The organism is Methylobacterium sp. WL119 (genome assembly GCF_008039875.1).
GTDB lineage: Bacteria > Pseudomonadota > Alphaproteobacteria > Rhizobiales > Beijerinckiaceae > Methylobacterium.
Genome location: NZ_VRUU01000001.1, coordinates 126,064 through 151,785, shown reverse-complemented (window position 1 = coordinate 151,785; position 25,722 = coordinate 126,064). Strand labels below are relative to the sequence as shown.

Annotated in this window: 22 protein-coding genes; 6 read left to right on the top strand and 16 right to left on the bottom strand. The window is 70.2% G+C overall.

Annotated elements, in window-relative coordinates; genetic code table 11:
- Nucleotides 1-22: 22 nt before the first annotated feature.
- Genes FV227_RS00680 through FV227_RS00660 form a run of 5 tightly spaced genes read left to right on the top strand, consistent with a single transcriptional unit; the run spans nucleotide 23 to nucleotide 4,864 of the window.
- A complete protein-coding gene (locus FV227_RS00680; protein WP_246686334.1) occupies nucleotides 23-958 on the top strand; it encodes a glycosyltransferase family 2 protein in 936 nt (311 codons plus the stop codon).
- Complete coding sequence (locus FV227_RS00675) at nucleotides 955-1,914, top strand: glycosyltransferase family 2 protein (RefSeq protein WP_147725223.1); 960 nt, start codon at nucleotides 955-957, stop codon at nucleotides 1,912-1,914. The genes FV227_RS00680 and FV227_RS00675 overlap by 4 nt, the downstream gene beginning before the upstream one ends.
- 54 nt (nucleotides 1,915-1,968) lie before the next feature.
- A complete protein-coding gene (locus tag FV227_RS00670; protein WP_147858102.1) occupies nucleotides 1,969-2,727 on the top strand; it encodes a glycosyltransferase family 2 protein in 759 nt (252 codons plus the stop codon).
- Complete coding sequence (locus FV227_RS00665) at nucleotides 2,724-3,422, top strand: VTT domain-containing protein (protein WP_147858101.1); 699 nt, start codon at nucleotides 2,724-2,726, stop codon at nucleotides 3,420-3,422. The genes FV227_RS00670 and FV227_RS00665 overlap by 4 nt, the downstream gene beginning before the upstream one ends.
- A complete protein-coding gene (locus FV227_RS00660; protein ID WP_187274636.1) occupies nucleotides 3,419-4,864 on the top strand; it encodes a DUF2142 domain-containing protein in 1,446 nt (481 codons plus the stop codon). Before FV227_RS00665 ends, FV227_RS00660 begins: the two co-directional genes overlap by 4 nt.
- A gap of 13 nt (nucleotides 4,865-4,877) precedes the next feature.
- Here the strand turns inward: FV227_RS00660 and glgA are convergent, their stop codons facing one another.
- Nucleotides 4,878-6,413: a glycogen synthase GlgA gene (gene glgA, locus FV227_RS00655; protein WP_147725216.1), complete on the bottom strand. Its 1,536-nt coding sequence runs from the start codon at nucleotides 6,411-6,413 to the stop codon at nucleotides 4,878-4,880.
- Between the two features lie 177 nt (nucleotides 6,414-6,590).
- Entirely contained in the window at nucleotides 6,591-8,177 is a 1,587-nt protein-coding gene (locus FV227_RS00650; RefSeq protein WP_147858099.1) for an alpha-amylase family glycosyl hydrolase, read from the bottom strand.
- 392 nt (nucleotides 8,178-8,569) lie between these two features.
- On the opposite strand from FV227_RS00650, the gene FV227_RS00645 reads away from it, so the two are divergent.
- Nucleotides 8,570-11,032 (top strand): glycogen/starch/alpha-glucan phosphorylase, encoded by a 2,463-nt coding sequence (locus tag FV227_RS00645; protein ID WP_246686339.1) that lies wholly within the window; start codon nucleotides 8,570-8,572, stop codon nucleotides 11,030-11,032.
- Nucleotides 11,033-11,177: 145 nt separating this feature from the next.
- Here FV227_RS00645 and FV227_RS00640 read toward each other — a convergent pair whose 3' ends face one another.
- The 14 genes from FV227_RS00640 to ctaD form a co-directional block, all read right to left on the bottom strand.
- Nucleotides 11,178-12,107: a ferredoxin--NAD(+) reductase gene (locus FV227_RS00640; protein ID WP_187274634.1), complete on the bottom strand. Its 930-nt coding sequence runs from the start codon at nucleotides 12,105-12,107 to the stop codon at nucleotides 11,178-11,180.
- 34 nt (nucleotides 12,108-12,141) lie between these two features.
- The gene (locus FV227_RS00635) at nucleotides 12,142-12,528 is read right to left on the bottom strand and encodes a hypothetical protein (RefSeq protein ID WP_147858098.1); all 387 of its coding nucleotides are present in this window, start codon (nucleotides 12,526-12,528) and stop codon (nucleotides 12,142-12,144) included.
- Nucleotides 12,529-12,831: 303 nt separating this feature from the next.
- Nucleotides 12,832-13,263: a DUF805 domain-containing protein gene (locus FV227_RS00630; RefSeq protein ID WP_187274633.1), complete on the bottom strand. Its 432-nt coding sequence runs from the start codon at nucleotides 13,261-13,263 to the stop codon at nucleotides 12,832-12,834.
- 167 nt (nucleotides 13,264-13,430) lie between these two features.
- The gene (locus FV227_RS00625; protein ID WP_147725207.1) at nucleotides 13,431-16,301 is read right to left on the bottom strand and encodes an EAL domain-containing protein; all 2,871 of its coding nucleotides are present in this window, start codon (nucleotides 16,299-16,301) and stop codon (nucleotides 13,431-13,433) included.
- 211 nt (nucleotides 16,302-16,512) lie between these two features.
- Nucleotides 16,513-17,808 (bottom strand): pitrilysin family protein, encoded by a 1,296-nt coding sequence (locus FV227_RS00620; RefSeq protein ID WP_147725205.1) that lies wholly within the window; start codon nucleotides 17,806-17,808, stop codon nucleotides 16,513-16,515.
- Nucleotides 17,805-19,217 (bottom strand): threonine synthase, encoded by a 1,413-nt coding sequence (thrC, locus tag FV227_RS00615; RefSeq protein ID WP_147725203.1) that lies wholly within the window; start codon nucleotides 19,215-19,217, stop codon nucleotides 17,805-17,807. Before thrC ends, FV227_RS00620 begins: the two co-directional genes overlap by 4 nt.
- Before the next feature lie 69 nt (nucleotides 19,218-19,286).
- Nucleotides 19,287-19,700, bottom strand: a complete 414-nt coding sequence (locus FV227_RS00610) for a DUF4864 domain-containing protein (RefSeq protein WP_147725201.1) — start codon at nucleotides 19,698-19,700, stop codon at nucleotides 19,287-19,289.
- 63 nt (nucleotides 19,701-19,763) lie between these two features.
- Entirely contained in the window at nucleotides 19,764-20,456 is a 693-nt protein-coding gene (locus FV227_RS00605; RefSeq protein WP_147725228.1) for an SURF1 family protein, read from the bottom strand.
- A gap of 74 nt (nucleotides 20,457-20,530) precedes the next feature.
- Nucleotides 20,531-20,902 carry a DUF983 domain-containing protein gene (locus FV227_RS00600; RefSeq protein ID WP_246686333.1) on the bottom strand — a complete coding sequence of 124 codons (372 nt, stop codon included), beginning with the start codon at nucleotides 20,900-20,902 and terminating at the stop codon, nucleotides 20,531-20,533.
- Between the two features lie 153 nt (nucleotides 20,903-21,055).
- Nucleotides 21,056-21,913, bottom strand: a complete 858-nt coding sequence (locus FV227_RS00595; RefSeq protein ID WP_147725199.1) for a cytochrome c oxidase subunit 3 — start codon at nucleotides 21,911-21,913, stop codon at nucleotides 21,056-21,058.
- 166 nt (nucleotides 21,914-22,079) lie between these two features.
- Nucleotides 22,080-22,682 carry a cytochrome c oxidase assembly protein gene (locus FV227_RS00590; protein WP_147858097.1) on the bottom strand — a complete coding sequence of 201 codons (603 nt, stop codon included), beginning with the start codon at nucleotides 22,680-22,682 and terminating at the stop codon, nucleotides 22,080-22,082.
- Nucleotides 22,682-22,861, bottom strand: coding sequence for a hypothetical protein (locus tag FV227_RS00585; RefSeq protein WP_147725195.1), 180 nt, complete (start codon nucleotides 22,859-22,861; stop codon nucleotides 22,682-22,684). The genes FV227_RS00590 and FV227_RS00585 overlap by 1 nt, the downstream gene beginning before the upstream one ends.
- Nucleotides 22,861-23,805, bottom strand: a complete 945-nt coding sequence (locus FV227_RS00580; RefSeq protein WP_147725226.1) for a heme o synthase — start codon at nucleotides 23,803-23,805, stop codon at nucleotides 22,861-22,863. Before FV227_RS00580 ends, FV227_RS00585 begins: the two co-directional genes overlap by 1 nt.
- A 236-nt stretch (nucleotides 23,806-24,041) precedes the next feature.
- Nucleotides 24,042-25,670, bottom strand: coding sequence for a cytochrome c oxidase subunit I (gene ctaD, locus FV227_RS00575; protein WP_147725193.1), 1,629 nt, complete (start codon nucleotides 25,668-25,670; stop codon nucleotides 24,042-24,044).
- Nucleotides 25,671-25,722: the final 52 nt, after the last annotated feature.

Here is a 25,722-nt window from a genome sequence, read left to right as displayed (position 1 = left end):
CGGCCCGGGCCTCGCCTCGGGCGTGCGTTTCCGTTATCGGCTCGGGCCGCAGGCCGGCCGCGGCCTGTCCTGGATGTGCGTGATGCTGGCCATCGGCCTGACCCTGTTCCACCCGAGCCGAGACCAGGTCGACGACATCGTCCGACGCTATGCCGGCAGCCGGCATCCGGTCCTCGCCTTCGACAACGGCGGCCTCGGCCCCGTGGATCGGATGAAGCTCGAGGCGGCCGGCGTGCGCTTGCTGTCGGCCGGGAGCAACGTCGGCATCGCCGCCGCCCTCAACGGCGTCGTCGAGGCCGCGACGCGGGTCGGCGCGGACGGCGTCCTCCTGCTCGACCAGGATGCGCAGGTCGGGCCGGAGATGATCGGCGCGCTCGCCGATGCCCGCACGCGGCTCCGTGCGGAGAATCGGCCCTGCGCGGTGATCGGACCGGTGCCGGGCCGTGCAAACGCCGAGGCCAAGCCGCCGCGGTTTCGGCGCCGGCCCCGGCAGGCGGCCGTCGGCACGCTGGTGCCGGTGGAATTCCTCGCGACCTCGGGCTCGCTCGTCGACGTCGCGGCGTTCCGCGCCGTGGGGCCGTTCCGGGCGGACTACTTCATCGACGGCGTCGAGCTCGAATGGTGCTTTCGCGCCTGGGATGTGGGCTACGGCTGCTGGATGGCGCAGGACGCCGCGATCGGCCACCGCGTCGGCGGCGGCACGATCCGCGCGCTCGGCATCGAGACGCCGCGCCAGCCGCTGTTCCGCATGGCGACCTACCTGCGCAACTCCGTCTACGGCTGGCGCCTGCGGCACATCCCGCTGCCGTGGAAGCTGCGCCAAGTCGCCTACCTCCCGGTGCAGACGCTCCTGTACTGGCGCGACAGCGGCTACCGCCCGGCGGTGCTGCGGCGGCTGGCCGGGGCGGTGCTCGACGGCTTCCGCGGTCGCCTCGGCCGCCCCTTCGACGCGCCATGACGACGCCCCGCACGGATCGACCGCCCGCGATCGACGTCGTGATCGTCAACTGGAACGGCGGCGCCCTGGTGCGCGCCTGCCTCGCCAGCCTGGCCGCCGCCGGCGACGATCCCGCCACGGACGTGGTCGTGGTCGACAACGCCTCGACCGACGGCTCCGCCGACGGCCTGGAGCGGCCGGACCTGCGCCTCACCGTGATCGGGAACGCCGACAATGCCGGGTTCGGGCGCGCCTGCAACCAGGGCGCGGCGGTCGGCCGGGCGCCGGCGATCCTGTTCCTCAACCCCGACACCGAGGTTGGGCCGGATGCGCTGCGTCTGGCGCTGGCGGCGCTCGACGCCGATCCGACGGTCGGCGTCGTCGGCGCACAGCTGGTCAACGAAGCCGGCCGTGTGCAGCGGATGTGCGCAAGGCGCCCGACCGCGGGCAGCCTGATCGGCCAGGAGCTTCATCTCGACCGGGTGATGCCAAGCCGGGTGCCGACGCATTTCATGACGGAGTGGGACCATGCCGCGTCCGGTCCGGTCGACCAAGTGATGGGCGCCTTCCTGCTGATCCGCCGGTCGCTGTTCGAACGGCTCGGCGGCTTCGACGAGCGCTTCCACGTCTATTACGAGGATGTCGATCTCTGCGCCCGCGCCTGGGATGCGGGCTTCACGGTGCGCCACGTCGCCGAGGCGACGGTCCGGCACGACGGCCAGGGGACGACCCGGCAGGTGAGGGCGCGGCGCCTGTTCTACATCCAGCGCAGCCGCATCCTCTATGCGGCCAAGCACCAGGGTGCGGCGACCGCCCTCGCGCTGCTGGCGGCGACCTTCGCGGTCCAGATCCCGTTGCGCCTCGCCCTGGCGCTGCGTCGCCGGTCCCTGCGCGAGGCCGGGCAGGTCGTCCACGCGGCGGCGCTGCTCGGCGGCGCCGTTCCCGCCCTTCTCGCGCGGCTGCGCCGCGCCGATTGACCCGAACACAAGCGCGACGGACCGTCCCGAAGCGCGCCGACGTCAGCAGGATCCATGCTTCACGGACAGAAGATCGCCGTCGTCCTCCCGGCCTACAACGCTGCCGCGACCCTTCAGAAGACGTTCGACGACATCCCCAAGGACATCGTCGACGACATCATCCTGATCGACGACGCGAGCCGCGACCGGACCGCCCTCATCGCCGAGGGCCTCGGCATCCACACCATCCGGCACGAGCGCAACCGCGGCTACGGCGGCAACCAGAAGACCTGCTACGAGGCGGCGCTGGCGCGGGGCGCCGACATCGTCGTCATGCTCCACCCCGACTACCAGTACGCGCCGCGCCTGGTCACCGCGATGGCCTCGATGATCGTCTCGGGCGAGTACGATGCGGTCCTCGCCTCCCGCATCCTCGGCAAGGGCGCCCTCGTCGGGGGCATGCCGCGGTACAAGTACGTCGCCAACCGCGTGCTGACGCTGCTGCAGAACCTCCTCATGGGCCAGAAGCTCTCGGAATATCACTCCGGCTACCGCGCCTGGAGCCGCACGGTGATCGAGACGATCCCCCTCGACCGCTGCTCGGAGGACTTCGTGTTCGACAACCAGATGCTCGCCCTGGCGATGCAGGCCGAGTTCCGGATCGGCGAGATCTCCTGCCCGACGCGGTACTTCCCCGAAGCCTCGTCGATCAATTTCCGCCGCAGCGTCGTCTACGGCTTCGGCGTGCTGCGGACGGCCTTCGCCTACCGCCTGCACCGCCTCGGGATCCGCCGGGAACCGCTCTTCGCCCCCACCGGGACGCCGCGGCGATGAACGCCGCACGTACCCACCTCGTCCTGGCGGGCGGGGTGCTGCTGGCTGCGATCGCGGTCCCGATCGTGCTCGGAGCGGTCTTCCCCGGAATGATCCTCGACCTGCTCAACGCAGCGATGAGCGCCGGTGCGGCCTTCGGCGTGGCCGGATGGGCCTGCCTCGTCCTCGCGCAGACCCTCGTCGCCACCGTCGGGATCCTGCCGGCCTCCCTCATCGGCGTGGCGGCGGGCGCTTTCTACGGGCCCGGCCTCGGTTTCGCCCTCGCGACGGCGGGGACGCTGCTCGGCGCGGGCGCGAGCTTCGCCATCGGCCGGTCGTGGCTCCGCCCGCACCTCGCGGGCTGGGTTTCGGGCGGCCGCCGGCTGGCTGCCATCGACCGGATGATCGTTGCCGACGGTTGGAAGGCAGTCGGCCTGATCCGCCTGTCGCCGATCCTGCCGTTCGCGCCGACGAGCTTCGCCCTGAGCCTCACCACCGTGCACGCGGGCGCCTACGCCATCGGCACGCTCGCAGCCTTGCCCGGCCTCTTCGTCTGCGTCCTCACGGGCGCGGCCGGGCGCAGCGGCGTCCTGGCCGCGACCGGCGGAACGGCATGGCTCTCGCCGATCCTCCTCGGGATCGGGATCGCGGCGACCCTCGGCCTGACGATGAGGCTGCGCAGCGCGCTCGGGCCGTTCGAGGGCGCCGAGCGATGACCCTCGGCTCGGTTTCCGGCCGCGCAGCCGACGACCTCCGTCTCTGGCTCGATGCGTTCCTGCTCCTGGCGATGCCGCTCAGCCTGGTGCTGGCGCTGGCGATCCCCCTCGGCGAGGTGGCGGACGAGCCCGCCCACCTCATGCGCGCGGCGAGCCTCGTCGACGGGCAGATCGTCGGGCATCGCGAGACCATCGTCGGCCCCGACGGGCGATCCGCGATGGCGGCGGGCGTCCGGGTCGATCCCGTCTGGGAAGAGCTGGCGCGCACCCGCATGCCGGACAACGCCAAGATCGCGGCGCCGCCCGTCGATCCGGCCGTCGGCACCGGCCCTTGGCGCCGGACCGGCGCCTTCGCGCCGCTCTACACGATCGCCACCTATTTCCCCGTCTTCTACCTGCCGTCGGCCGCCGGCCTCGGGATCGGTCATGCCCTCGACCTGTCGGCGCGGGCCTCCGCCCGGCTCGGACGCCTGTTCGACGTGGCGGCCTATGCGCTGATCGGCCTCTGCGCCCTCGCGGTGGCACGCCGCGGCCGGGCCTGGCTGTTCGCCCTCCTCGCGTTGCCGATGACCCTGTCGCTCGCCGCCTCGTTCAACCAGGACGGGCTGATCGTCGCCGTCGCGATCCTCGCCGTCGCGCTGCTCACCCATGAGCCGGACGACCCGCGGGCGCGGCGACGCTTCGCCGGCGCCGCCATCCTGATCGCGCTGATCCTCCTGGCGAAGCCGCCCTACGCTCCGATCGCGCTGATCCTGCTCCTGCCGCTCCCGGGCGGAACCGGGCGCCGGATCGGCGCCGGCCTGCTTTCGCGCCCGGCTGCGGTCGTGGCGGTCGTCCTGCCGGCCGTGCTCTGGACCGCATATGCCACCGCGACGATCGCGACCCAGGTTCCACGGCCGCCCTACGAGGCCGGCCCGCTCTGGCCCGGCGACCGTCCGGCCACCTTCCACGGCACCGACCCGGCGGCGCAGCTTCGAGTGCTGATCGCGGAGCCGATGCGCTTCCTGACCGTGCCGGCGCGCTTCCTGCTGACGGTGAAGCACGCCGCGACGATGACCGAGGGCGTCGTCGGCATCCTGCGCTGGCACGACCGCCACCTTCCGGCAGCGCTGCACGCGCTGTGGATCCTCGCCCTCGCGGCGGCCCTGGCCGGCACCGGGCGAGCCCCCGGAAGCGGCGCCACCCTCGCGCTGCTGGTGCTCGCCGCCGCGCTCGCCCTATGGCTCGTCCTGATCTCGCAGTATCTCAGCTGGACCAATGTCGGCGATCCGCGCATCGACGGGCCCCAGGGACGCTACCTGCTGCCGATCCTGCCGATCTTCGCGCTGGTCCTGAGGCCGGATGCCGAGGCGGGAGCCGCGCCCCCCCGACGCCTCGTCCGCTACGCGGCGGTCGCCGTCGCGGCCCTCGGCCTCGTCGTGGTCCCGATCGTAGCCTTGTGAGCGGCGGCTCCAGTCAGGCCGCGCGCCAGCGCAGGGCGGCGCCGTTGCCGAAGGCGCGGCCGTAGAGGGTGCCGTAATTGGCCGCGGCATCGTCCCAGCCGAAGGTGCGCGACATCGCCGTGCGGCGCATGGCGTTCAGGCGCTTCTTCTGGCCGAAGGTGTCGAGCGCCCGGCGGACGGCACCGGTGAAGCCCTTCGACGAGGTGTCGGCGAAGGTGAAGCCGGTGACGCCGTCCTCGACCGTGTCGGCGAGGCCGCCCGTGCGGCGCACGATCGGCAGCGAGCCGAAGCGCTGGGCGTACATCTGCGCGAGGCCGCACGGCTCGAAACGCGACGGCATCAGCAGGAAGTCGCTTCCGGCGAACATACGCCGCGCGTCGCGCTCCTCGAACCCGACATGGACGCCGACCGAATCGGGGTGCCGCCGGGCGAGGCCGCGCAGCGCATCCTCGAACCGCGCCTCGCCCTGGCCGATGGCCACGAGCTGTCCGCCCTCCGCGACGATGGTCTCGGCCGCCTGGATCGAGAGGTCGATGCCCTTCTGGTGCACGAGCCGCGAGACGATGGCGAAGAGCGGCCCGCGCGAGACCGCGAGCCCGAACTGGCGCCGCACCGATTCCGCGTTGGCGCGCTTGCCCTTCCAGTCGTCGGCCTCGAACCGCGTCGCGAGGTGCGGATCGGTGCGCGGGTCCCAGCTCTCGTCGATGCCGTTGAGGATGCCGGCGAGCCGCCCCTGCGCGGCGCGCGTGCGCAGCAGCCCGTCGAGGCCGCAGCCCGAGTCCGGCGTCAGGATCTCGCGAGCGTAGGTCTCGCTCACGGTGGTGACGTGGGTGGCGTAGTACAGGCCGGCCTTGAGGAACGAGAGCTGCCCGTAGAACTCGACGCCGTTCATGTCGAAGGCGTCCTCAGGCATGCCGAGGCGCGCCATCGTCTCGCGCGGGAACAGGCCCTGGTAGGCGAGGTTGTGGATCGTCAGCACGCTCGGCACGCGGATCCGGCGCCAGGCGAGATAGGCCGGGGCGAGGGCCGACTGCCAATCGTTGAGGTGGAGGAGATCGGCCGCCCAGGCCGGGTCGGCGCCCTGCGCGATCTCGGCGGCGGCGAGGCTCAGCCGGGCGAAGCGCAGGTCGTTGTCGGGGAAGTCGCCGTCGGCGTTGCCGTAGGGAGTTCCGTCGCGCTCGTAGAGGCCGGGGCTGAGTAGGACGTAGATGCGAAGTCCGTCGCCGGTCTCGACAAGGCCGAGGTCGCAGGGCGGGACGCCGGCGAAGCCGTCGAGCCGCGCCACGACGGGCATGTTTGGAAACGCGTCGACCACCTGCCGGTAGCCGGGGATCAGGACGCGGACGTCGTAGTGCTTGCGCAGCGCCCGCGGCAGCGCGCCGGCGACCTCCCCGAGACCGCCGGTCTTCACGAAATCGGCCATCTCCGGCGTCGCGTAGAGGATGCGGGGCTGGAGTGCGGTGCGAAGGTCGGGCAGGGCGTGCGACGGCGTCAGGATCGGCCGATCGAGGTTCGCGGCGGCCGGGTGGTACGCGTGGGGCTCGACCATCGATGGGTTTCCGCGCCGTGCGGATCGGTCCTGGCGCACCGTTCCATCCGCAGCCGATCTCGACATTGCCAACGCCCTCGTGCTCCGCCGGGTTTCCGCTGCGACGCACAATCTAGGCCAGGCAGATCGTTAATGCGCGGTTCATCGCATTGCACTGCGGCATTTAGGTTCGCGGTTTCAGCACTTCTGCAGGATCAGCCCCTCGTCCGGCCCGAGCGCGATGGAAGCGACCGCGCCATCGCCGCCACGATGCCCGCGGGTCGAGAGAAGCACCGTCCAGGTCTCGTCGGCGGGCAGGGCCAGCGTGTGCGAGGCGCCGCCGAAATTCAGCAGGATGCGGAACGCGCCGTCATCGCCGAACCGCTCATAGGCGAACACGTCGGCGGCTTCGGTCGCGATGCCGCGATACGCGCCCACCGAAAGCGCCGCGTGCTCGCGCCGCAGCGCGAGGAGGCGCCGGTACAGGGTGAGGATCGAGGTCGGATCGTCGCGGAGCGCGTCGACGTTCCGGGCCGCCGCATCGTCGGAGAGCGGCAGCCACGGTTCCACCGTCGAGAAGCCGGCATGGACCTCGCCGTCCCACTGCATCGGCGTCCGCTCGGGATCGCGGCCGTGTCCGGGCTCGTTCCGCTCCCACGGATCGCGGACGCGGTCGGCCGGGATCGGCACGTGGGCCAGGCCGATCTCGTCGCCGTAATACAGCGTCGGCGTGCCGCGCAGCGTCAGCAGCAGCATCGCCGCGATCCGCGCTTGGTTCGCCCCGACGCGGGCCGCGATGCGCGGCTGGTCGTGGTTGCCGAGCACCCAGTTCGGCCAGCCGCCGTCTGGCAGCGCGGCTTCGTAGTTCTCGACGAGGTCGGACACCGCCTCCGCGCTCCACGGCGTCTGGATCAGCTGGAAGTTGAACGGCATGTCGGCGCCGGAGAGGTCCGGGCCGTAATAGGCCATCAGCCGCTCCATCGGCAGGTAGATTTCGCCGATCAGCACCCGCTCGCCGTAGGGGCGCAGCACCGCGCGCATCTCGGCGATGACGTCGAGCACCTCGGGGCGGTCGGCGGAGTAGACCTGGGCGAAGCGGTTGATCTCCGGCTGCTCGGGCGAGAAGTCGGGATTGGCCGGATTGTCTTGGAATCCGGCATCCTTCATCAGGTGCCAGATCACGTCGACGCGGAACCCGTCGACGCCGCGCTCGAGCCAGAACCGGAGGGCGTCGTGCATCGCCGTCCGCACCGCCGGGTTGCGCCAGTTCAGGTCGGGCTGCTCCTTTAGGAAGGCGTGATAGTAGTATTGCCCGGTGGCCGGATCGAGGGTCCAGGCCGGTCCGCCGAAGTTGCTGAGCCAGTTGTTCGGCGGCCCACCATCCGGGGCCGGATCGCGCCAGATGTACCAGTCGCGCCGCGGGTTCGTGCGCGACGCGCGGCTTTCCGCGAACCAGGGATGCGTGATCGCGCTGTGGTTCGGCACGAAGTCGAGAATCACCTTCAGCCGCCGCCGATGCGCTTCCGCGACCAGGGCGTCGAAGTCGGCCAGCGTGCCGAACAGCGGATCGATCCCGCAATAGTCGGACACATCGTAGCCGTAGTCGGCCATCGGCGACGGGTAGATGGGCGAGATCCAAACCGCGTCGACCCCGAGCCAGGCGAGATGCTCGAGCCGGGCGGTGATGCCGGGCAGGTCGCCGATCCCGTCGGCGTCCGTGTCCTGGAAGGAGCGCGGATAGACTTGGTAGACCGTGCCGCGCTTCCACCAGACCGTGCCGGCCATGAGCGATATCCCCGAAGTTGACAGGCTCGGCTTTAGCGTTTTCGCCGGCGGGAGGCGACGGGGGTACGGTTCACCCGGAGTTCAACACCGGCGTGACAAAGTCCTGTCGGGTTTCGGTGCGACGGTGCTTGTGTCTGAAAGGACACAAAGGCGAATCAGATCGCCGCCATCGACGGGATCGAGCCCCAGCGACGCCTCGACAAGACCGGTGAGCGACCGCAGGATCGTCGATCCGGGACAGGGGTCGATCGCCGCCGACGAACGCAAGCGGCGCTCCCGAGACGCGAAGACGCGCCGGGGCCGACGATGGGGGATTGCACGTGCTGAAAGACGCTATCTTGGCACCCGTACCCGGCGACGAGCGATCCGACGCGCCGGATCGGACGAGCACCGTGCCGTTCCGTGAACCGCAGGTGTGGGACAAGCCGGCGCAGCCCGCCTCGGGCGATGCCGTCGCCGACCTCCGCGAAGCGATCCGCGCCAAGCTCGCCTACGCGATCGGCAAGTCTCCCGAGACGGCACGGGAGCGCGACTGGTTCGCGGCCACCGCCCTCGCGCTGCGCGACCGGATCGTCGACGCCTGCCAGGCCGCAGACCCGTCGGTACCGAACAAGCGGGTCTACTATCTTTCCCTCGAATTCCTGATCGGCCGGCTCCTGTCGGACGCGATGAACAATCTCGGCCTGGTCGAGACCACGCGTGCCGCCCTGCAGAGCCTGGGCGTCGACCTCGGCACCGTCGAGGGCGCCGAGCCCGACGCGGCTCTGGGCAATGGCGGCCTCGGCCGCCTCGCCGCCTGCTTCATGGAGAGCATGGCGAGCATCGGCATCCCGGCGATCGGCTACGGCATCCGCTACGACCACGGCCTGTTCCGCCAGACCTTCGAGGACGGCTGGCAGCGCGAGGCACCCGAGACCTGGCTCGCGGAGGGCAACCCCTGGGAGTTCGTGCGTCCGGACGCGACCTACGCGATCGGCTTCGGCGGCCACGTCACCATGGCGGCGGTCTCGCACGGCGTGATCCGCCGGCACTGGCATCCGGCCGAGACGGTGCTCGCGGTGGCGCACGACGTGCCCGTGGTCGGCTGGCGGGGAAAGACCGTGAACACGCTCCGCCTGTGGAAGGCCGAGAGTGAGGCGCCGGTCGATCTGGCGCAGTTCAACGGCGGCGACCATGTCGGCGCGGTCTGCAGCCGGATGCGCGCCGAGGCGATCTCGCGGGTGCTGTACCCGAGCGACTCGTCAACCGCCGGCCAGGAGCTGCGCCTGCGCCAGGAATACTTCTTCACCTCAGCCTCGCTGCAGGACCTCGTCCGGCGGCACGTGGCCGAGCGCGGCGACGTCCGCTCGCTGCACGACCACGCCGCGATCCAGCTCAACGACACGCACCCGGCCATCGCCGTGCCCGAGCTGATGCGCATCCTGCTGGAGGATCACGGGCTGCAGTGGGACGATGCCTGGCACGTCACGACCAACACGCTGAACTACACCAACCACACCCTGCTGCCGGAGGCGCTCGAGACCTGGCCGGTGGAGCTGATGGAGCGGCTGCTGCCGCGCCACATGCAGATCATCTACCTGATCAACTGGATGCACCTTGAGGAGCAGGGCCGCCACGGCCGCCACGACGCCGCCCACCTCGCCTCGGTCTCGCTGATCGACGAATCGCAGGGGCGCCGGGTGCGGATGGGGCACCTGGCCTTCCACGGCGCGCGTCGGGTGAACGGCGTCTCGGCGCTTCACACCGATCTGATGCGCTCGACGGTGTTCCGCGACCTGCACGCGCTCGACGGCGACAAGATCGTCAACAAGACCAACGGCATCACCTTCCGCCGCTGGCTGCACAACGCCAATCCCGGCCTGACCCGCCTCGCGGTGGAAGCGGTCGGGCCCGGCGTCCTCGACGATCCCGGCCTGCTGCGCGGGCTCGACGCCTTCGCCGAGGATCCGGCCTTCGTGAAGCGCTACGCGGCGGCCCGCTTCAGCCGCAAGCAGGCGCTGGCCGGGATCATCGCCGAGCGCACCGGGATCGACGTCGACCCCTCGGCGCTGTTCGATGTGCAGATCAAGCGCATCCACGAATACAAGCGCCAGCTTCTCAACGTCATCGAGACGGTGGCGCTCTACCAGGCGATCAAGGCCGAGCCCCACAAGGACTGGACGCCCCGCGTCAAGATCTTCGGCGGCAAGGCGGCCCCGAGCTACAGCCAGGCCAAGCTGATCATCAAGCTGGCGCTGGACGTGGCCAAGGCCGTCAACGACGACCCCGAGGTCGCCGACCGCCTGAAGGTTGTGTTCCTGCCGAACTATTCGGTGAGCCTCGCCGAGGCGATCATTCCGGCCGCCGACCTCTCCGAGCAGATCTCGACCGCGGGCATGGAGGCGTCGGGCACCGGCAACATGAAGCTGGCGCTCAACGGCGCGCTCACGGTCGGCACGCTCGACGGCGCCAACATCGAGATCCGCGACCATGTTGGTGCGGACAACATCTTCATCTTCGGGCTCGACGCCGCCGGCGTTCAGGCCCGCATCGCCGAGACCAACTACGCGCGCGACGCGATCCAGGCCTCGCCGCGCCTGGCCGCCGCCCTCGACATGATCGCCTCGGGCCGGTTCTCGCCGGACGAGCCGAACCGCTTCCGGCCGCTGACCGACGACCTGCGCCACCGCGACCAGTACCTGCTCACCGTCGACTTCGACGATTACTGGCGGGTCCAGCGCGAGATCGACGCCGCCTGGAAGGACCAGGCCGGCTGGTGGGCCAAGGCGATCCGCAACACGGCGCGGATGGCCTGGTTCTCGTCGGACCGGTCGATGCGGGAATACGCGCAGGAGATCTGGCGGGTGCAGGTCTAGGGGGACGCCTCTCGCCGCGGTTTTCCCTCCCCCCTGCGGGGGAGGGAAGGGCGGGCGCCTTCAAGAGAATCGCTGCACAGGCCAGCCGCTCAGGCTCAGGGTGGCTCGTGTCGCAAAGCGAGAACGAGGCGGGCGCCTGGGCGATCTACGCGTCGACCAGGACCGGATAGCATCGTGCGCCGACGGCAGCCGCGAGAACCTGCACCGCGCCCACCGTCGAGCTGTCGCCGGCCACGTGCACCACGTCCGTGGCGCGCAAAGCCGGCAGGTGAGCGGTGAGCGGTCCGGGCCGCACGTCCGGCGGCCGCTGGCGGCTGCGGTCGGCGCTGAGCACGATGCGCCCGACACCCGTCGCCCGCAGCCATTCCAGGCTCTCGCGCATGTAGAGATCCAGCGGATCGCGCGCGCCGACGACGACGCAGAGGTCGCGAGTCGGCTCGATGTAGCGGGCGGCGCGGGCGATCGACCAGATCTGCCCGAAGCCGCAGCCGGCCGAGACCAGCACGAGGCGCCCGCCGCCGGGGCGGTACTGCGCGCGTCCGACCGGGCCGCGAATCTTCACCTCGGAATGCAGCGGCAGCGAATCGGCGAGCGACCAGCCGTCCTCGTCCCGTGCGAGGTGGAACACCAGCTCGTTGAGTTCCGCCGAGCCGTCGACGCGCAGCGTCGGGCACAGGGTGCGCAGGCCGACGCCGTCGAGCGCGAGCGCGACCTGGGCGCCGGGTCCGAGCGGCAGGTCCTTGCTCACCGTGACGACGAGCTCGATCACATGCGCCGTGAGCGCGCGGACCTCGGTGACGGTGCCGGTGCGCATCGCGACCGCCGGGGCCGGCTCCTCCGCATGCGCGTGGATCGACGGGCCGGCCGGAAGCGCCAGCTTGATCGGGTCGACCCGCTCGCGGCGGCCCGGGACGCGGCGCGCTCCGGGAGTCGCTCCCTGTCCCGGAACGGCGGCGCCGTGGGTCGCCTGGGCGGTCGCGATCATGCCGTCGGCGACCGCCGCATCGAGCGGGGTGTCGCCGGTGGCGATGCGGACGGACTTGCCGTTGACGACGAGCGAGCAGCGCGCGCTCATGGTCGTCTCCCGAATGTCATGAGGATGGCGGCGATCAGCGCGGGGACATCAGCAGGCGATCGACCATGCCGGCCCAGCGCTCGCGGGTGGCACGCGCCTCCGCGCCGATCGGCTCCGGCTCGACGTGCAGCGCCATCCGGGCGCGTAGGGAAGCCGCCTCGGCCCGCTCGGCCATCAGGATGGCTTTCATCACCGCCACCTCGGCCTGAAGCCGCTCGACGACGTCCTCCTCGGGCTCGCCGTCGAAGGTCTCGTCCTGGAATTCAAGGTCTTCGAGGGCCGCCATCTCGTGCTCCGAGGTGGCGAACGCGGCCTCGAGCTGGGCGTCGGCCGGCTCATAAGCCGGCATCGCGTATGCGGTCGGCGCGGCGCTGCGCGGCGGGTCGAGGCGGATCGGGCGCGCGATCAGCCGGCGTACCACATCGGATCCGCTCGTCTCGCGAAACCGCCTTGCCGCTTCGGCCATCACCGTTCTCCAGCACGCGGCAGGGGCGTCGTGCGCCCTGCCATTTCTCCACACAACCTTCCGTCGGCATGGTTAAGGGAGGCTTAAATCGCGGTTGTCACGCGCCGATTCCTCCGGTCGGCGACGGGCGAGCATGGCGCCCGTCCGCCTCAGGAAATTCGGCTGCGCACCCGTCGCCGACCGAAATGGGTGCGCATCGCGCGCGGAAACGCTGCGACGTCACCGATTCGGGATCGTCACAGCGTCGATCGCGCGGCGTCAGATCGCCGGAGACAGGCCCGCGGACGTCGCGAGGCCACGGCCGCGCGGGTCGGGGCCGAACGTGTTCGGGCCGACCGTGCCCCGCAGGAACCCGGTCTCGATAAAGTACCAGAGGTTGCCGAGCGGAATGAGCGAGAGCAGCACCCAGACGCCGGGCTTGTCGCGGTCGTGGTAGCGCTTGATCCCGAGGCAGACCGACGACCAGACGATGAAGACCGTGGTGAGGAGGTTCAGGATTACGAACGGGATCGCTGCCGGCCCATCGACCTTGAAGCCTTCCCCTGCGGCGGCCTCGTTCGGGATCATCTGGGCCAGCACGTAGTTCAGCGCGGACGCGACGATGATGGCGCCGAACACCGAGCCGAGGATGCCCTTCCAGAAGGTCGCGCGCCCGATCCGGCCTTCGGCGGAGAAGAGAAGTTTTTTCATGATGTCGACAGCCCCATCGGCCCTCCGTCCGCGCATGGTTCTGCGGGATCGGCCGGCGATCGAGCCGTAGGGTGCCGAAAGCTTGGCTTCAACGCGAAGGGCGACCGCGGGACGGGGGTGCAAGAGTTCGGGACGCCGGAGCAATCGACCTGGGGATGAAACCCCGATCACGCGGCTTCCGGTGCCGCCCCCACGAGCTGGCGGGCCTGCAGCATCGTCATCGGCTCGCCGAAGGCGTAGCCCTGCGCGTAGTCGCAGCCGAGCTCGGCCAAGGCCTGGGCGTCGGCCTCGGACTCCGCACCCTCGGCGACGATGGCGAGGTTGAGCTCGTTGGCCATCCGCACGATCGAGCGCAGGATCGCCGTCTTGCCCGAGGCCATCTGGCGGACGAAGGACTGGTCGATCTTGATCGTGTCGAAGGGGAAGCGCTGCAGGTAGGACAGCGCCGAGTAGCCGGTGCCGAAATCGTCGAGCGAGAGCCCGGCGCCGAGATCGTGGATGCGGGTCAGCATCTGCGCGGCGTATTCGGGGTTCTCCATCACCAGGCTCTCGGTGAGCTCGAGCTTGAGCGAGCCCGGGATCACGCCGGAGCGGGCGAGCACCGTCTTCACGTCGTGCAGCAGGTCGTGCCGCAGCAGCTGGCGCGACGAGACGTTGACCGAGGCGAAGATCGGCGGGTCGACCTCGAGCGAGCGTTGCCATGCGGCGAGCTCCAGCGCGGTCCGTTCGAGGGCGAAGATCCCGAGGTTGACGACGAACCCGCTCTCTTCCGCGACCGGCATGAAGGTGGCCGGCGGGATGCGCCCGAGCTTGGGGTGATCCCAGCGCAGGATCGCCTCGAAGCCGGCCACCGTGCGGTCCTCTAGGCGGACGACCGGCTGGAACAGCACCTTCATCTCGTTGCGCTCGAGCGAGCGGCGGAGGTCGCTCTCCAGCATCAGCCGGTCCGAGCGCTCGGCGCGCATATCGGCGCGGAACACCTCGATGCGGTCGCCGCCGCCGCGCTTGGCCTGGACCATCGCGGTCTCGGCGTTCTTGAACACCTCGTCGCGCTTGAGGCTGGCGCCGGTCTCGTGCAGCGCCAGGCCGATCGAGACGGTGAGGAAGATCTCGCGGTCGGCATAGGTGATCGGCGTCGCGATGGCGCGGCGGATCATCTCCGCGAAGGCCAGGATGCGGTCCGAATCGCGTTCCGACAGCAGGATGACCGCGAACTCGTCGCCGGCCACGCGCGCCAGCGTGTCCTGCGGCCGCAGCAGGCGGCCGAGGCGGCGCGACAGGGTGAGCAGGATCGAGTCGCCGGCCGAGAGGCCGATCGCGTCGTTGATGCCCTTGAACCGGTCGATGTCGAGGACGATCACCGTCGGCTTCAGCCGCGGGTCCTGGCTCGCGAAGGCGATCGCGGCATCGAGACGGTCGCCGAACAGCTCGCGGTTCGGCAGGCCGGTGAGGCTGTCGTGCACGGCGTCGTGCAGGAGGCGCTCCTCGGCGGTCTTGATCTCGGTGACGTCGGCGATGGTGCCGACGATGCGGATCACCTCGCCGTCGTTGCCGATCACTGGGCGGGCCTTGAGGCGGTACCAGTAATAGGCCCCGCCCGAGGTGCGCAGGCGGAAATCGTGCACGATGCGGCCGCGCCGCTCCTCGATCATGGTGTCGAGGGTGGCCGAGTAGCGCTCGATGTCGAACGGGTGCAGCAGCCCGAGCCAGTTCGCGGCCGGCCCCTCCAATGCGCCGCGCTTGAGGCCGAGCTGGACCTCGATCTCCTGGCCGGCGAAGACCCGGTCGCCCGGCACGTCCCAGTCGAACACCACGTCGCCAGCGCCGGTGAGCGCCAGCGCTCGCCGCTCGGTGTCGGAGACGAGGGCGTGGGTGAGGCCGCCGCCGGCGAAGGCGTGCTGCATCACCGTGAAGCCGATCAGCATGACGATCAGCACGAGGCCGCCGATCAGCGCCGGCTGGGTCAGCTCGCTGCCGATCTGGCCGGTCACCGCGAAGCCGGCGGCCGTGACCCAGACGACGAGCAGCGTCCAGGTCGGCACGAGTAGGATGGCGCGGTCGTAGCCGTTATGGGCGGCGAGGTAGGCGATCAGCAGCAGCCCGACCCCGGCGACCGCGGCGATCGAGATGCGCGCGACGCCCGCCGCCACCGGCGGATCGAACAGGGCGAGGCCGACGAGCCCTGCCAGGAAGGTCAGCCAGAAGAACGCGACGTGGCTGTAGCGCACGTGCCAGCGCGAGAGGTTGAGGTAGGCGAACAGGAACACCAGCAGCGTCGCGGCCAGCACCGCCTCCGCCGAGGCGCGGTAGACCCGCTCCGCCAGCTCGGTGACCGGGAAGACCCGCTGCAGGAAACCGAAATCGATGCAGGCATAGGCCAGGACCGACCAGGCGAGCGCGGCCGCCGCGGGGAAGATGATCGCGCCCTTGACCACGAAGACGATGGTGAGGAACAGCGCCAGCAGGCCGCTGATGCCGATGATGATGCCCTTGTAGAGCGTCAGGCCGGCGGCCTTCTTGCGGTAGGCGTCCTGGTCCCAGAGGTGCACCTGCGGGATGTTCGGGCCGCGCAGCTCGGCGACGTAGGTGATCGTCGTGCCGGGATCGAGGGTGATGACGAACTCGTCGGCTTCCGGGTTCTCGTTGCGCTCGGGCCTGATGCCCTGGCTCGCGGTGATCGCCGCGATGCGCGAGCCGCCGAGATCGGGCCAGACCACGCCGGAATCGACCAGCCGGAAATGCGGCGCGACGAGGATGCGCTCGATCTGCTCGTCGGTGTCGTTGGTGAGCGCGAACACCATCCAGTCGGGCCGCGCGCCGGCATCGCGCGCCTTCACGACGATGCGGCGGACGATGCCGTCCTTGCCCGGTGCCGTCGAGATCTGGATCAGGTCGCCGTCCGAGCGGTAGCGCTCGATCGCCGTCGTCAGGTCGATCACCGGCGCGTCGAGGGTGACCCGCACCGCCTCCACGGCCCGAGCGGAACCGCTGAGCAGAAGGCCGCAGAAGAGTGCGAGATAAAGGGCGAGGATGCGCAACGGGCGAGTGTTCCGGCCGGGTACGGCGGCGAGTACGGCTCAGGTTCCGCGCAGTGGTAAAGGCGGGATTAACCTGGAGCAAGGCGGCAGAGGCCCGGCGGCCGGCGTCACCCACCGCTGGCATACGCGATCGTCCGGGCCGGGGATCGCCCGCTTTTGCGGCCAAAACAAGTTTTCGGTCGCAGCGCGGGCGTGCCGTCCCCGGTCTCGCTCAGGCGGCGCGCAGCACCGCCGTGATCCGGTCGAGGGACGGGAGCTTCTTGATCGGGCCGATGGCGGCGAGCGTCGGCGCCCCGGCGAGGACCGCGAGGCCGGCCGCGCGCACGTGGTCCACCGTGACGGCGTCGACCTTGGCGATCACCTCCTCGGCCGGGATCACGCGGCCCCAGGCGAGGATCTGGCGCGCGTTGCGCTCGATCCGGCCGCCGGGCGTCTCCAGCGCGGAGAGCAGCGAGACCTTCAGCTGGGCCTTGGCGCGGGCGATCTCGACGGTGTCGAGGTCGCGTGCCGCGCGCGCGGTCGCTGACAGCGTCACCTCGACAAGCTCAGGCAGGTCCGCGCCGGAGGTCGCCGCGCCGATGCCAAACAGCCCGCAATCGGAGAACGGCCAGTGAAACGCCTGGATCTCGTAGGCGAGGCCACGGGTCTCGCGCACCTCCTGCCAGAGCCGCGAGGTCAGCCCGCCGCCGAGCACCTGCGAGAACATGTGCAGCGCGTAGTAGGCGTCGTCGCGGAACGACAGGCCGGGCAGGCCGATCACCACGTTGGCCTGCTCGAGCTTCTTCGGCATGCGGCGCTCGCCGCCGGCATAGTTCCCGGGGATCGCCTCGGGCGCGCTCGACCTCGGCATGGCGCCGAAATGGCGCTCGGCCGACGCGACGAAGGCCTCGTGCTCGACGGCGCCGGCGGCGGCGACCACGAAGCGGTCGGGGGTGTATTCGCGGGCGAGGTAGGCGCGGATGCCGGCCTCGTCGAAGCTCCGGATGGTCTCCGGCCGGCCGATGATCGGGCGCCCGATCGGCTGCCCGGGGAAGGCGGCCTCGGTGAAGGCGTCGTAGACCACGTCGTCCGGCGTGTCCTCGATCCCGGCATGTTCCTGCAGGATCACGCCCTTCTCGCGGGCGAGCTCGCCCGCGTCGAACACGGAATCGGTCAGGATGTCGCCGAGCACGTCGAGCGCGGTGCCGACATCCTCGCCGAGCACCCGCGCGGTGTAGCTCGTGCCCTCGGCCGAGGTCGCGGCGTTGATCTCGCCGCCGAGGTTCTCGATGTCCTCGGCGATGGCCCGGGCCGAGCGCGTGCGCGTGCCCTTGAACGCCATGTGCTCGATGAGGTGGCTCAGGCCGTTCTCGTCCGGGCGCTCGTGGCGCGATCCCGCCCCGACCCAGACGCCGAGCGTCGCAGTGGCCACGCCCGGCATCGCTTCGGTCGCGACGGTGACGCCGTTGTCGAGGGTGGTGATGCGCAGGCCCGGGGAGGCGGCGTGGGTGGCGAAGTGCTGGTTCATGCGCCCCTCGTGATGCGCGCGCGGTTGCGGATCAGGGCCTCGACCGCGGCCTGGTCGTTGCCGACCCGCGTCATGCGCTCGGGCCGGTCCATCAGGTCGGCGAGATGCGGGGGGAGGGCGGGGCGAAGGCCGCCGGTGGCGCGGCTCACCGCATCGGGGAACTTGGCGGCGTGCGCGGTCGCCAACGCCACCACCGGGGTCGCCGGGTCCTGCCGCAGCAGGCGGCGGGCGGCCCGAACGCCGATGGCGCTGTGGGGATCGAGCACGTGCCCGGTGGCGGCGTGGGTCTGGGCGATCTCGTCCATCACGTCGGGCTCCGACACGGCGGTGGCGTCGAACTCGGCACGCACCTTGGCGAGCACCCCCTCGTCGAGGCTGAAGCCGCCGGACTGCTTGAGCCCGGACATGAGGCGGCCGAGCGAGGCGGCGTCGCGATCGAGCGCCTCGAACAGCAGCCGCTCGAAGTTCGACGAGATCTGGATGTCCATCGAGGGCGAGGTCGTGGCCTGGACGCCGCGCAGCTCGTAGGCGCCGTGCTCGAGCGTGCGCGCCAGGATGTCGTTGGCGTTGGTGCCGATCATCAGGCGCTCGATCGGCAGCCCCATGCGCTTGGCGACCCAGCCGGCCAGCACGTCGCCGAAGTTGCCGGTCGGCACCGCGAACGACACCTTGCGGTGCGGCGCGCCGAGCGCGACCGCGCTGGTGAAGTAGTACACGGCCTGCGCCGCGACGCGGGCCCAGTTGATCGAGTTGACGCCCGAGAGCTTCACCGCGTCGGCGAAGTCGGCGTGCTGGAACATGGCCTTCACCATGTTCTGGCAGTCGTCGAAGTTGCCGTCGACCGCGAGCGCGTGGACGTTCGGCGCGTCGACCGAGGTCATCTGCCGGCGCTGCACCTCCGACACGCGGCCGTGCGGGAACAGGATGAAGATGTCGACTTGGTCCAGCCCGCCGAAGGCCTCGACCGCGGCGCTGCCGGTGTCGCCCGAGGTCGCGCCGACGATGGTGGCGCGGCTGCCGCGGGCGCGGAGCACGTGGTCCATCAGCCGCCCGAGCAGCTGCATCGCCACGTCCTTGAACGCGAGCGTCGGGCCGTGGAAGAGCTCGAGCAGGAACAGGTTGTCGTCGAGCTGGGTCAGCGGGCAGATCGCCGGGTGGCGGAAGGTGGCGTAGGCCTCCTCGATCATCCGGTCGAGGTCGGCATCCGCGATCTCGCCGTCGATCAGGGGGCGCAGCACCAGCTTGGCGGCGTCGGCGTAGCGCTTGCCGGCCAGCCCCGCGATCTCGCTCGCGGACAAGGTCGGCCACGCCTCCGGCACGTAGAGGCCGCCGTCGCGGGCGAGCCCGGCGAGCAGGGCATCGGAGAACGAGAGCGGCGCGGCGGATCCGCGGGTCGAGACGTGCAGCACGGGGGCCTCCGGGGAAGGCGCCCCCTCTACACGATGCGGTCGGGCGTGTCGAAGACCGCCGAGGCGGGTTCAGGCGTTCGTGCCCTCGGCCTTGACCAGCCGGCAGCCGCTGATGCGCCACGCTCCGTCGGCGCCGCGCTCGAGGCTGTAGACGGCGGTCCAGTCGACGCCGTCCTCGTCCTGGATCGCCACGTCCTGCGAGAGCGCCCCGTCGCCGAGGTCCTGCATCTGCCTGAACACGAAGGTGCGGTGCCGATAGACCGGCCGGTAGTTGTTGCGCACCATGCCGAGGAACACGTCGGCGGTCGGGAACATGCCCTGGATCGCCGGGGCTGCCTGGGCGTAGGCGGTGGCGGCGTCGTCGCGCACCAGCGCCTCGGCCTGCCGGGTGATCGCCGCGCGGGCCGCCTCGCGGGCGCCGTCGTCGGCAGCGTGCGCCGACGTCAACGCGAGGGCGAGGAACAGGGCGAGCCAGCTGCGCATCGGATCACTCCGCCATAGGACGCAGCGAGTGTAGCCGGCGTCGCCGCCGCCGCAAGCCCGACCTCAGGCGCCGGAAGGCGCGTCCGGCTCGTGCAGGCGCTTCCAGGCAAACACGGAAAAGACGCCGAGCAGGCAGGCGGCGATGCCGAACCAGGTGAAGGCGTATTGCAGATGGTTGTTGGGCAGGTCGACCCGGAGCTGCCCGCCGCGCGGCCAGGTCCGGCTACCGGGCACGGCATCCGCCTCGATCAGGTAGGGGGCGGCCTCCGGGAAGCCGCGCGCCGCGGCGATGCCCGGCACGTCGCGGTTGAACCACTCGTTGCGCACCGGATCGGGCGCCGGCACGAACATCGTCCGTGGCTCGCTGCCGCGCATCAGGCCGACGATCGTGGTGTCGCCCTCGACCAGCCCGTCGCGGCGATCGGCCTGGTTCTTCAGCTCGGTCGGCACGAAGCCGCGGTTGACCAGCACCATCGAGCCGTCGTCGCGCCGGAACGGCGTGATCACGTAGTAGCCCTGCAGCGCGCGGCCCGGCGTCTCGCCGGCCGCGAGCCCGTGGACCAGCGTCTCGCGATCGTTGAGGAAGCGGCCGCCGACGCGGACATGCTCGAACTCGTCGCGCGCCGGGTTCCAGTCGGCGGGCGGCGGCACCGGCTCGGCCTGCGAGCGCGAGACGATGCGGGCGATCAGCGCCTCCTTCTCGCCCTTGCGCTCGAGCTGCCACACCCCGAGGCCGAGGAGGATCGCGAGTGCCATCAGCGTCGCGAGCGCCGGCGGGATCAGGTCGCGGATCGCGCCGGGGCGCGTCCGCGAGGCGGTCTCGGCCGCGGTCACGGCTCGAAGCGTCCCTGCTCGGCCTTGTTGGTGTATTGCAGGGCCAGAAGCATGCCCTTCAGCGGGCGGACCAGGATGAGGCTGAGGCCGATCGAGAGCGATCCGGCCACCAGCGCGTGGACCCACATCGGCGGCTGGTAGGTGATCTCCATCCACAGGGCGAGGCCGACCACGAGGATGCCGACGATCGACATCACGAAGAAGGCCGGCCCGTCGCCCGAATCGAACGCGCCGTAGTCGAGGTCGCAGACCTCGCAGGCGGGGGCGATGGTGAGGAACCCCTTGAACATGTGGCCTTCGCCGCAGCGCGGGCAGCGGCCGCGCAGGCCGGTCGAGATCGGTGCTTGTGGCGTGTAGGTCCGGGCCAAGCTCAGGTTCCTTGCATGACGTGAAGCCCCGCAGCGATGCACCACGTGTCGGCCTCACCGAGGATATGGGTCCCCGGACACGAAAAAGGGCGGCCGGAGCCGCCCTTCGATGCATGTCCCCCCTGCGTCACAGGGGATCCTGCCCGATCGCGCTCAGTGCGCCGCGTGCCCGGCGCCCGAACCCCAGACGTAGATCGCCGCGAACAGGAACAGCCACACCACGTCGACGAAGTGCCAGTACCAGGCGGCGAACTCGAACCCGAGATGCTGCTTGACCGTAAACTGCCCGAGATAAGCGCGGTACAGGCAGATCCCGAGGAAGATCGTGCCGATGAGGACGTGCGCGCCGTGGAAGCCCGTCGCCATGAAGAAGGTCGACGAGTAGATGCTGCCGGCGAAGCCGAAATGCGCGTGGCCGTACTCGTAGGCTTGGCAGGCGGTGAACAGCACGCCGAGGATCACGGTCAGCCACAGGCCGTACTTCAGGCCCTTGCGGTCGTCGTGGAGCAGGGCGTGGTGGGCCCAGGTCACGGTGGTGCCGGAGGTCAACAGGATTAGGGTGTTCAGCAGCGGCAGGTGCCAGGGGTCGAACGCCTCGATCCCCTTCGGCGGCCAGACGCCGCCGGTGAAGCCGACGCGCGAGGCCTGGATCGGGTCGGCGGTGTAGAGCGCCGCCTCGAAATAGGCCCAGAACCACGCGACGAAGAACATCACCTCGGAGGCAATGAACATCATCATGCCGTAGCGGTGATGAAGCTGCACCACGCGGGTGTGGTCGCCTTGGTTGGCCTCGTGGACCACGTCCTTCCACCACGAGAACATGGTGTAGAGCACGCCGAGCGAGCCGGCGCCGAAGATGTAGGGGCCGGGGGTGAGCGTGCCGATCTGCAGGCTCTTCATCCAGAACACGGCGCCGAAGGCCATCACGAAGCCAGAGAAGGCGCCGATGAGCGGCCAAGGGCTCGGTGCGAGGATGTGGAAGTCGTGATTCTTGGCGTGCGCCTCGGCCATCTTACCCGTCTCTCCTCGACCCCGTCGGTCCTGCGCCGTCGCCGGCTCGCGGTCCGCTTACCCTGAACGCCGAATTCGGGCCGTCCGGCCCGTCCGGTCTACCCGCACCCTTAGCGGAGGCGGGCGCGTGTTGTCACGCTTCGCGCACCGGGAAATCCCGGCGCGGTCAGAAATCCCGCTTGTTTCCGGGTGTGCTCGTGTTGGCGACCGCAGCGGTGACCGGCTCGCCGTTCTTCGAGGCGAAGTAGGTGTAGGACAGCGTCATCTCGGAGAGATGCGCGGTGTTCGAATCCTTCCGCACCTCGGGATCGATGTAGAACACCACCGGCACGTCGAGCGTCTCGCCCGGCTGGAGCGTCTGCTCCTTGAAGCAGAAGCACTCGATCTTGACGAAGTAGCTGCCCATCAGCCCGGGCTGCACGTTGAAGGTCGCCACGCCGGTGGACGGCGTCGTGCCGGTGTTCTTGACCTGGAAAAACACGGTCTTCGTCTCGCCGAGATGCGCCTCGACCCGGCGCGACTCGGCCTTGAACCGCCACGGCAGCGAGGAAGACACGTTGGTGTCGAAGTGGACGACCATGCTGTCGTCGGTGGCGACGCCGGCGGTGAGCGCCGGGCCCTGGCGCGGCGTGCCGTCGTAGCCGGTCGCCTTGCAGAACGCGTCGTAGAGCGGCACCGACGCGAAGGCGAGGCCGATCATGCCCACGGCCATGCCGCCGCAGGCGAAGGCGGTGCGCAGCATCGTCCTGTCGGTGTTCGGTGTGCTCATCAGAGCGGCCGGTTCAGGATTTGCGGCCCGAGCTTGGCGATCGTCAGGACGAAGAACAGCAGCACCATGGCGCCGAGCGCCAGGGCGATCGCGATCGAGCGCTTGCGCCGGCGCGCCTCCTCCTCGGGGGTGAGGGGGCGCATCTCGATCTTGGGAAAGCCGTGCGGATCGTATTCCATCAGGCGAAGACCGGGCGGAACAGGCCGAGGCTCTGCTCGGCGAGCAGCGCCGAGAACAGAACGAATAGGTAGAGGATCGAGAAGCCGAACATCCCCATGGCGGCCTTCTTCTCGGCCTCGCCCTCGCGGTTGCGATAGACCTGCACGCTGAAGGCCAGCATGCCGAGGCCGCCCAGCACGCCGACCACCGCGTAGAGAAGGCCGGCGAAGCCGAGCCAGACCGGCAAGAGGCCGAGCGGCGCGAGCAGCAGCGTGTAGTAGATGATCTGGCGGCGGGTCGAGGTCGGGCCGGCGGTGTTCGGCATCATCGGGATGCCGGCCTTGGCGTACTCGCCGGCCTTCACCAGGGCCAGCGCCCAGAAGTGCGGCGGCGTCCAGATGAAGATGATCGCGAACAGAACCAGCGATTCGACGCCGACCGAGCCGGTCACCACCGCCTGGCCGATCACCGGGGGGAGGGCGCCGGCGGCGCCGCCGATGACGATGTTCTGCGCGGTCGCCCGCTTGAGCCACATCGAGTAGATCACCGCGTAGAACACGATGGTGAAGGCGAGCAGCCCGGCCGAGAGCCAGTTCGCCGCGAGCCCGAGCACCATCACCGAGCCGACCGAGAGCACGAGGCCGAAGGCCAGGGCCTCGTTCGGCTGGATGCGGCCGTCGGGGATCGGGCGCTTGGCGGTGCGCGTCATGATCGCGTCGATGTCGGCGTCCCACCACATGTTGAGGCAGCCCGAGGCGCCGGCCCCGATGGCGATCATCAGCAGCGAGATCACCGCGACGGCCGGCGGCACGTGGCCGTGCGACACCACCATGCCGACGAGGGCGGTGAAGATCACCAGCACCATCACCCGCGGCTTCAGCAGGGCGAAGTAGTCGGGCACGTCTCCGCCGACGACCGAGACCGGCGTCGCGCCGGCGGGCAGGCTGTTCGACAGGGTGGTCATGGACACCGTAACCATTCTGCTTTTCGCGCTCGGGCCCGCGCGGCGGGAGCGCTCGATCCGGCACGGGAAGTCGCGAACCGGAACAGTTCCAAACGTCCGGGCGTCGTACGCCGGAAAAAGGGGGGGTCCTGCCGAGCGCCGCTCAGACCGGACCGTCGCACCGCCCTTGCCGGGACCCTTCGCGGGAAGGATCCGGGGAAGGGCGGGGGCCGCGCGATGCGGCCCCCGCGAAGTGATTAGTGGTGACCCGGCTCGTCGACGATGCGGGGCAGCGTCTCGAACTGGTGGAAGGGCGGCGGCGACGACAGCGTCCACTCCAGGGTGGTCGCGCCGGGACCCCAGGGGTTGTCCGCGGCCCGCTCCTTCGAGCGGAAGGCGAGGATGACGCCGATCACGAACACCATCATGCCGAGGCCGAAGATGTGGCCGCCGTAGGTCGAGACCTTGTGCCAGCCCGCGAACGCCTCCGGGTAGTCGGCGTAGCGACGCGGCATGCCGGCGAGCCCGAGGAAGTGCATCGGGAAGAACAGGATGTTCGCGCCGATGAAGGCCAGCCAGAAGTGCAGCTTGCCGGCCCATTCGGGGATGATGTGGCCGGTCATCTTCGGGAACCAGTAGTAGATGCCGGCGAAGATGATGAACACGGCGCCGAGCGAAAGCACGTAGTGGAAGTGCGCGACGACGTAGTAGGTATCGTGCAGGTACTTATCGACCGCCGAGTTCGCGAGCACGACGCCGGTGACGCCGCCGACCGTGAACAGGAAGATGAAGCCCACCGCCCAATGCATCGCCGCGGTGAAGCGGATCGAGCCGCCCCACATCGTCGCGATCCAGGAGAAGATCTTCACGCCGGTCGGCACCGCGATCACCATGGTGGCGAACACGAAGTAGGACTGCGTCTGCAGCGACAGGCCGACGGTGTACATGTGGTGCGCCCACACGACGAAGCCGACGACGCCGATCGCGACCATCGCGTAGGCCATCGCGAGGTAGCCGAAGACCGGCTTGCGCGAGAACGTGGCGATGATGTGCGAGACGATGCCGAAGGCCGGCAGGATCATGATGTACACTTCGGGGTGACCGAAGAACCAGAACAGGTGCTGGTACAGGATCGGATCGCCGCCGCCGGCCGGGTCGAAGAAGGTGGTGCCGAAGTTGCGGTCGGTGAGCAGCATGGTGATCGCGCCGGCGAGGACCGGGAGCGACAGCAGCAGCAGGAAGGCGGTGACGAGCTCGGCCCAGGCGAAGAGCGGCATCTTGTGCAGCGTCATGCCGGGGGCGCGCATGTTGAGGATGGTCGTGATGAAGTTGATCGCCCCGAGGATCGAGCCGGCGCCGGAGAGGTGCAGCGCGAAGATCGCGAAGTCGACGGCCGGGCCGGGATGGCCGGCGGTGGAGAGCGGCGGGTAGACGGTCCAGCCGGTGCCGGCGCCGGACGCGCCGGGCGCGCCCTCGACGAACAGCGAGCAGATCAGGCTGCAGAAGCCCGCCACCGTCAGCCAGAACGAGATGTTGTTCATGCGCGGGAAGGCCATGTCCGGCGCGCCGATCATCAGCGGCACGAACCAGTTGCCGAACCCGCCGATCAGCGCGGGCATCACCATGAAGAACACCATGATGAGGCCGTGGCCGGTGACGAAGACGTTGTAGGTCTGCGGATTGGAGAAGTACTGGAGGCCGGGCGCCTCCATCTCCATCCGGATGCCGAAGGACAGGAACGCGCCGATCATGCCCGCGCAGAACGCGAACAGCAGGTAGAGCGTGCCGATGTCCTTGTGGTTCGTCGACAGGAACCAGCGGGCGAAGAACGAGGGTTTGTGGTCGTGGGCCTCGTGGGCCCCTGCATGCGCTGCGGCGGTTGCCATCTGAGCTGAGCCTTGTGCGTGTCTCTCGAGATCTCGGTGGGTCGGGCCGGCA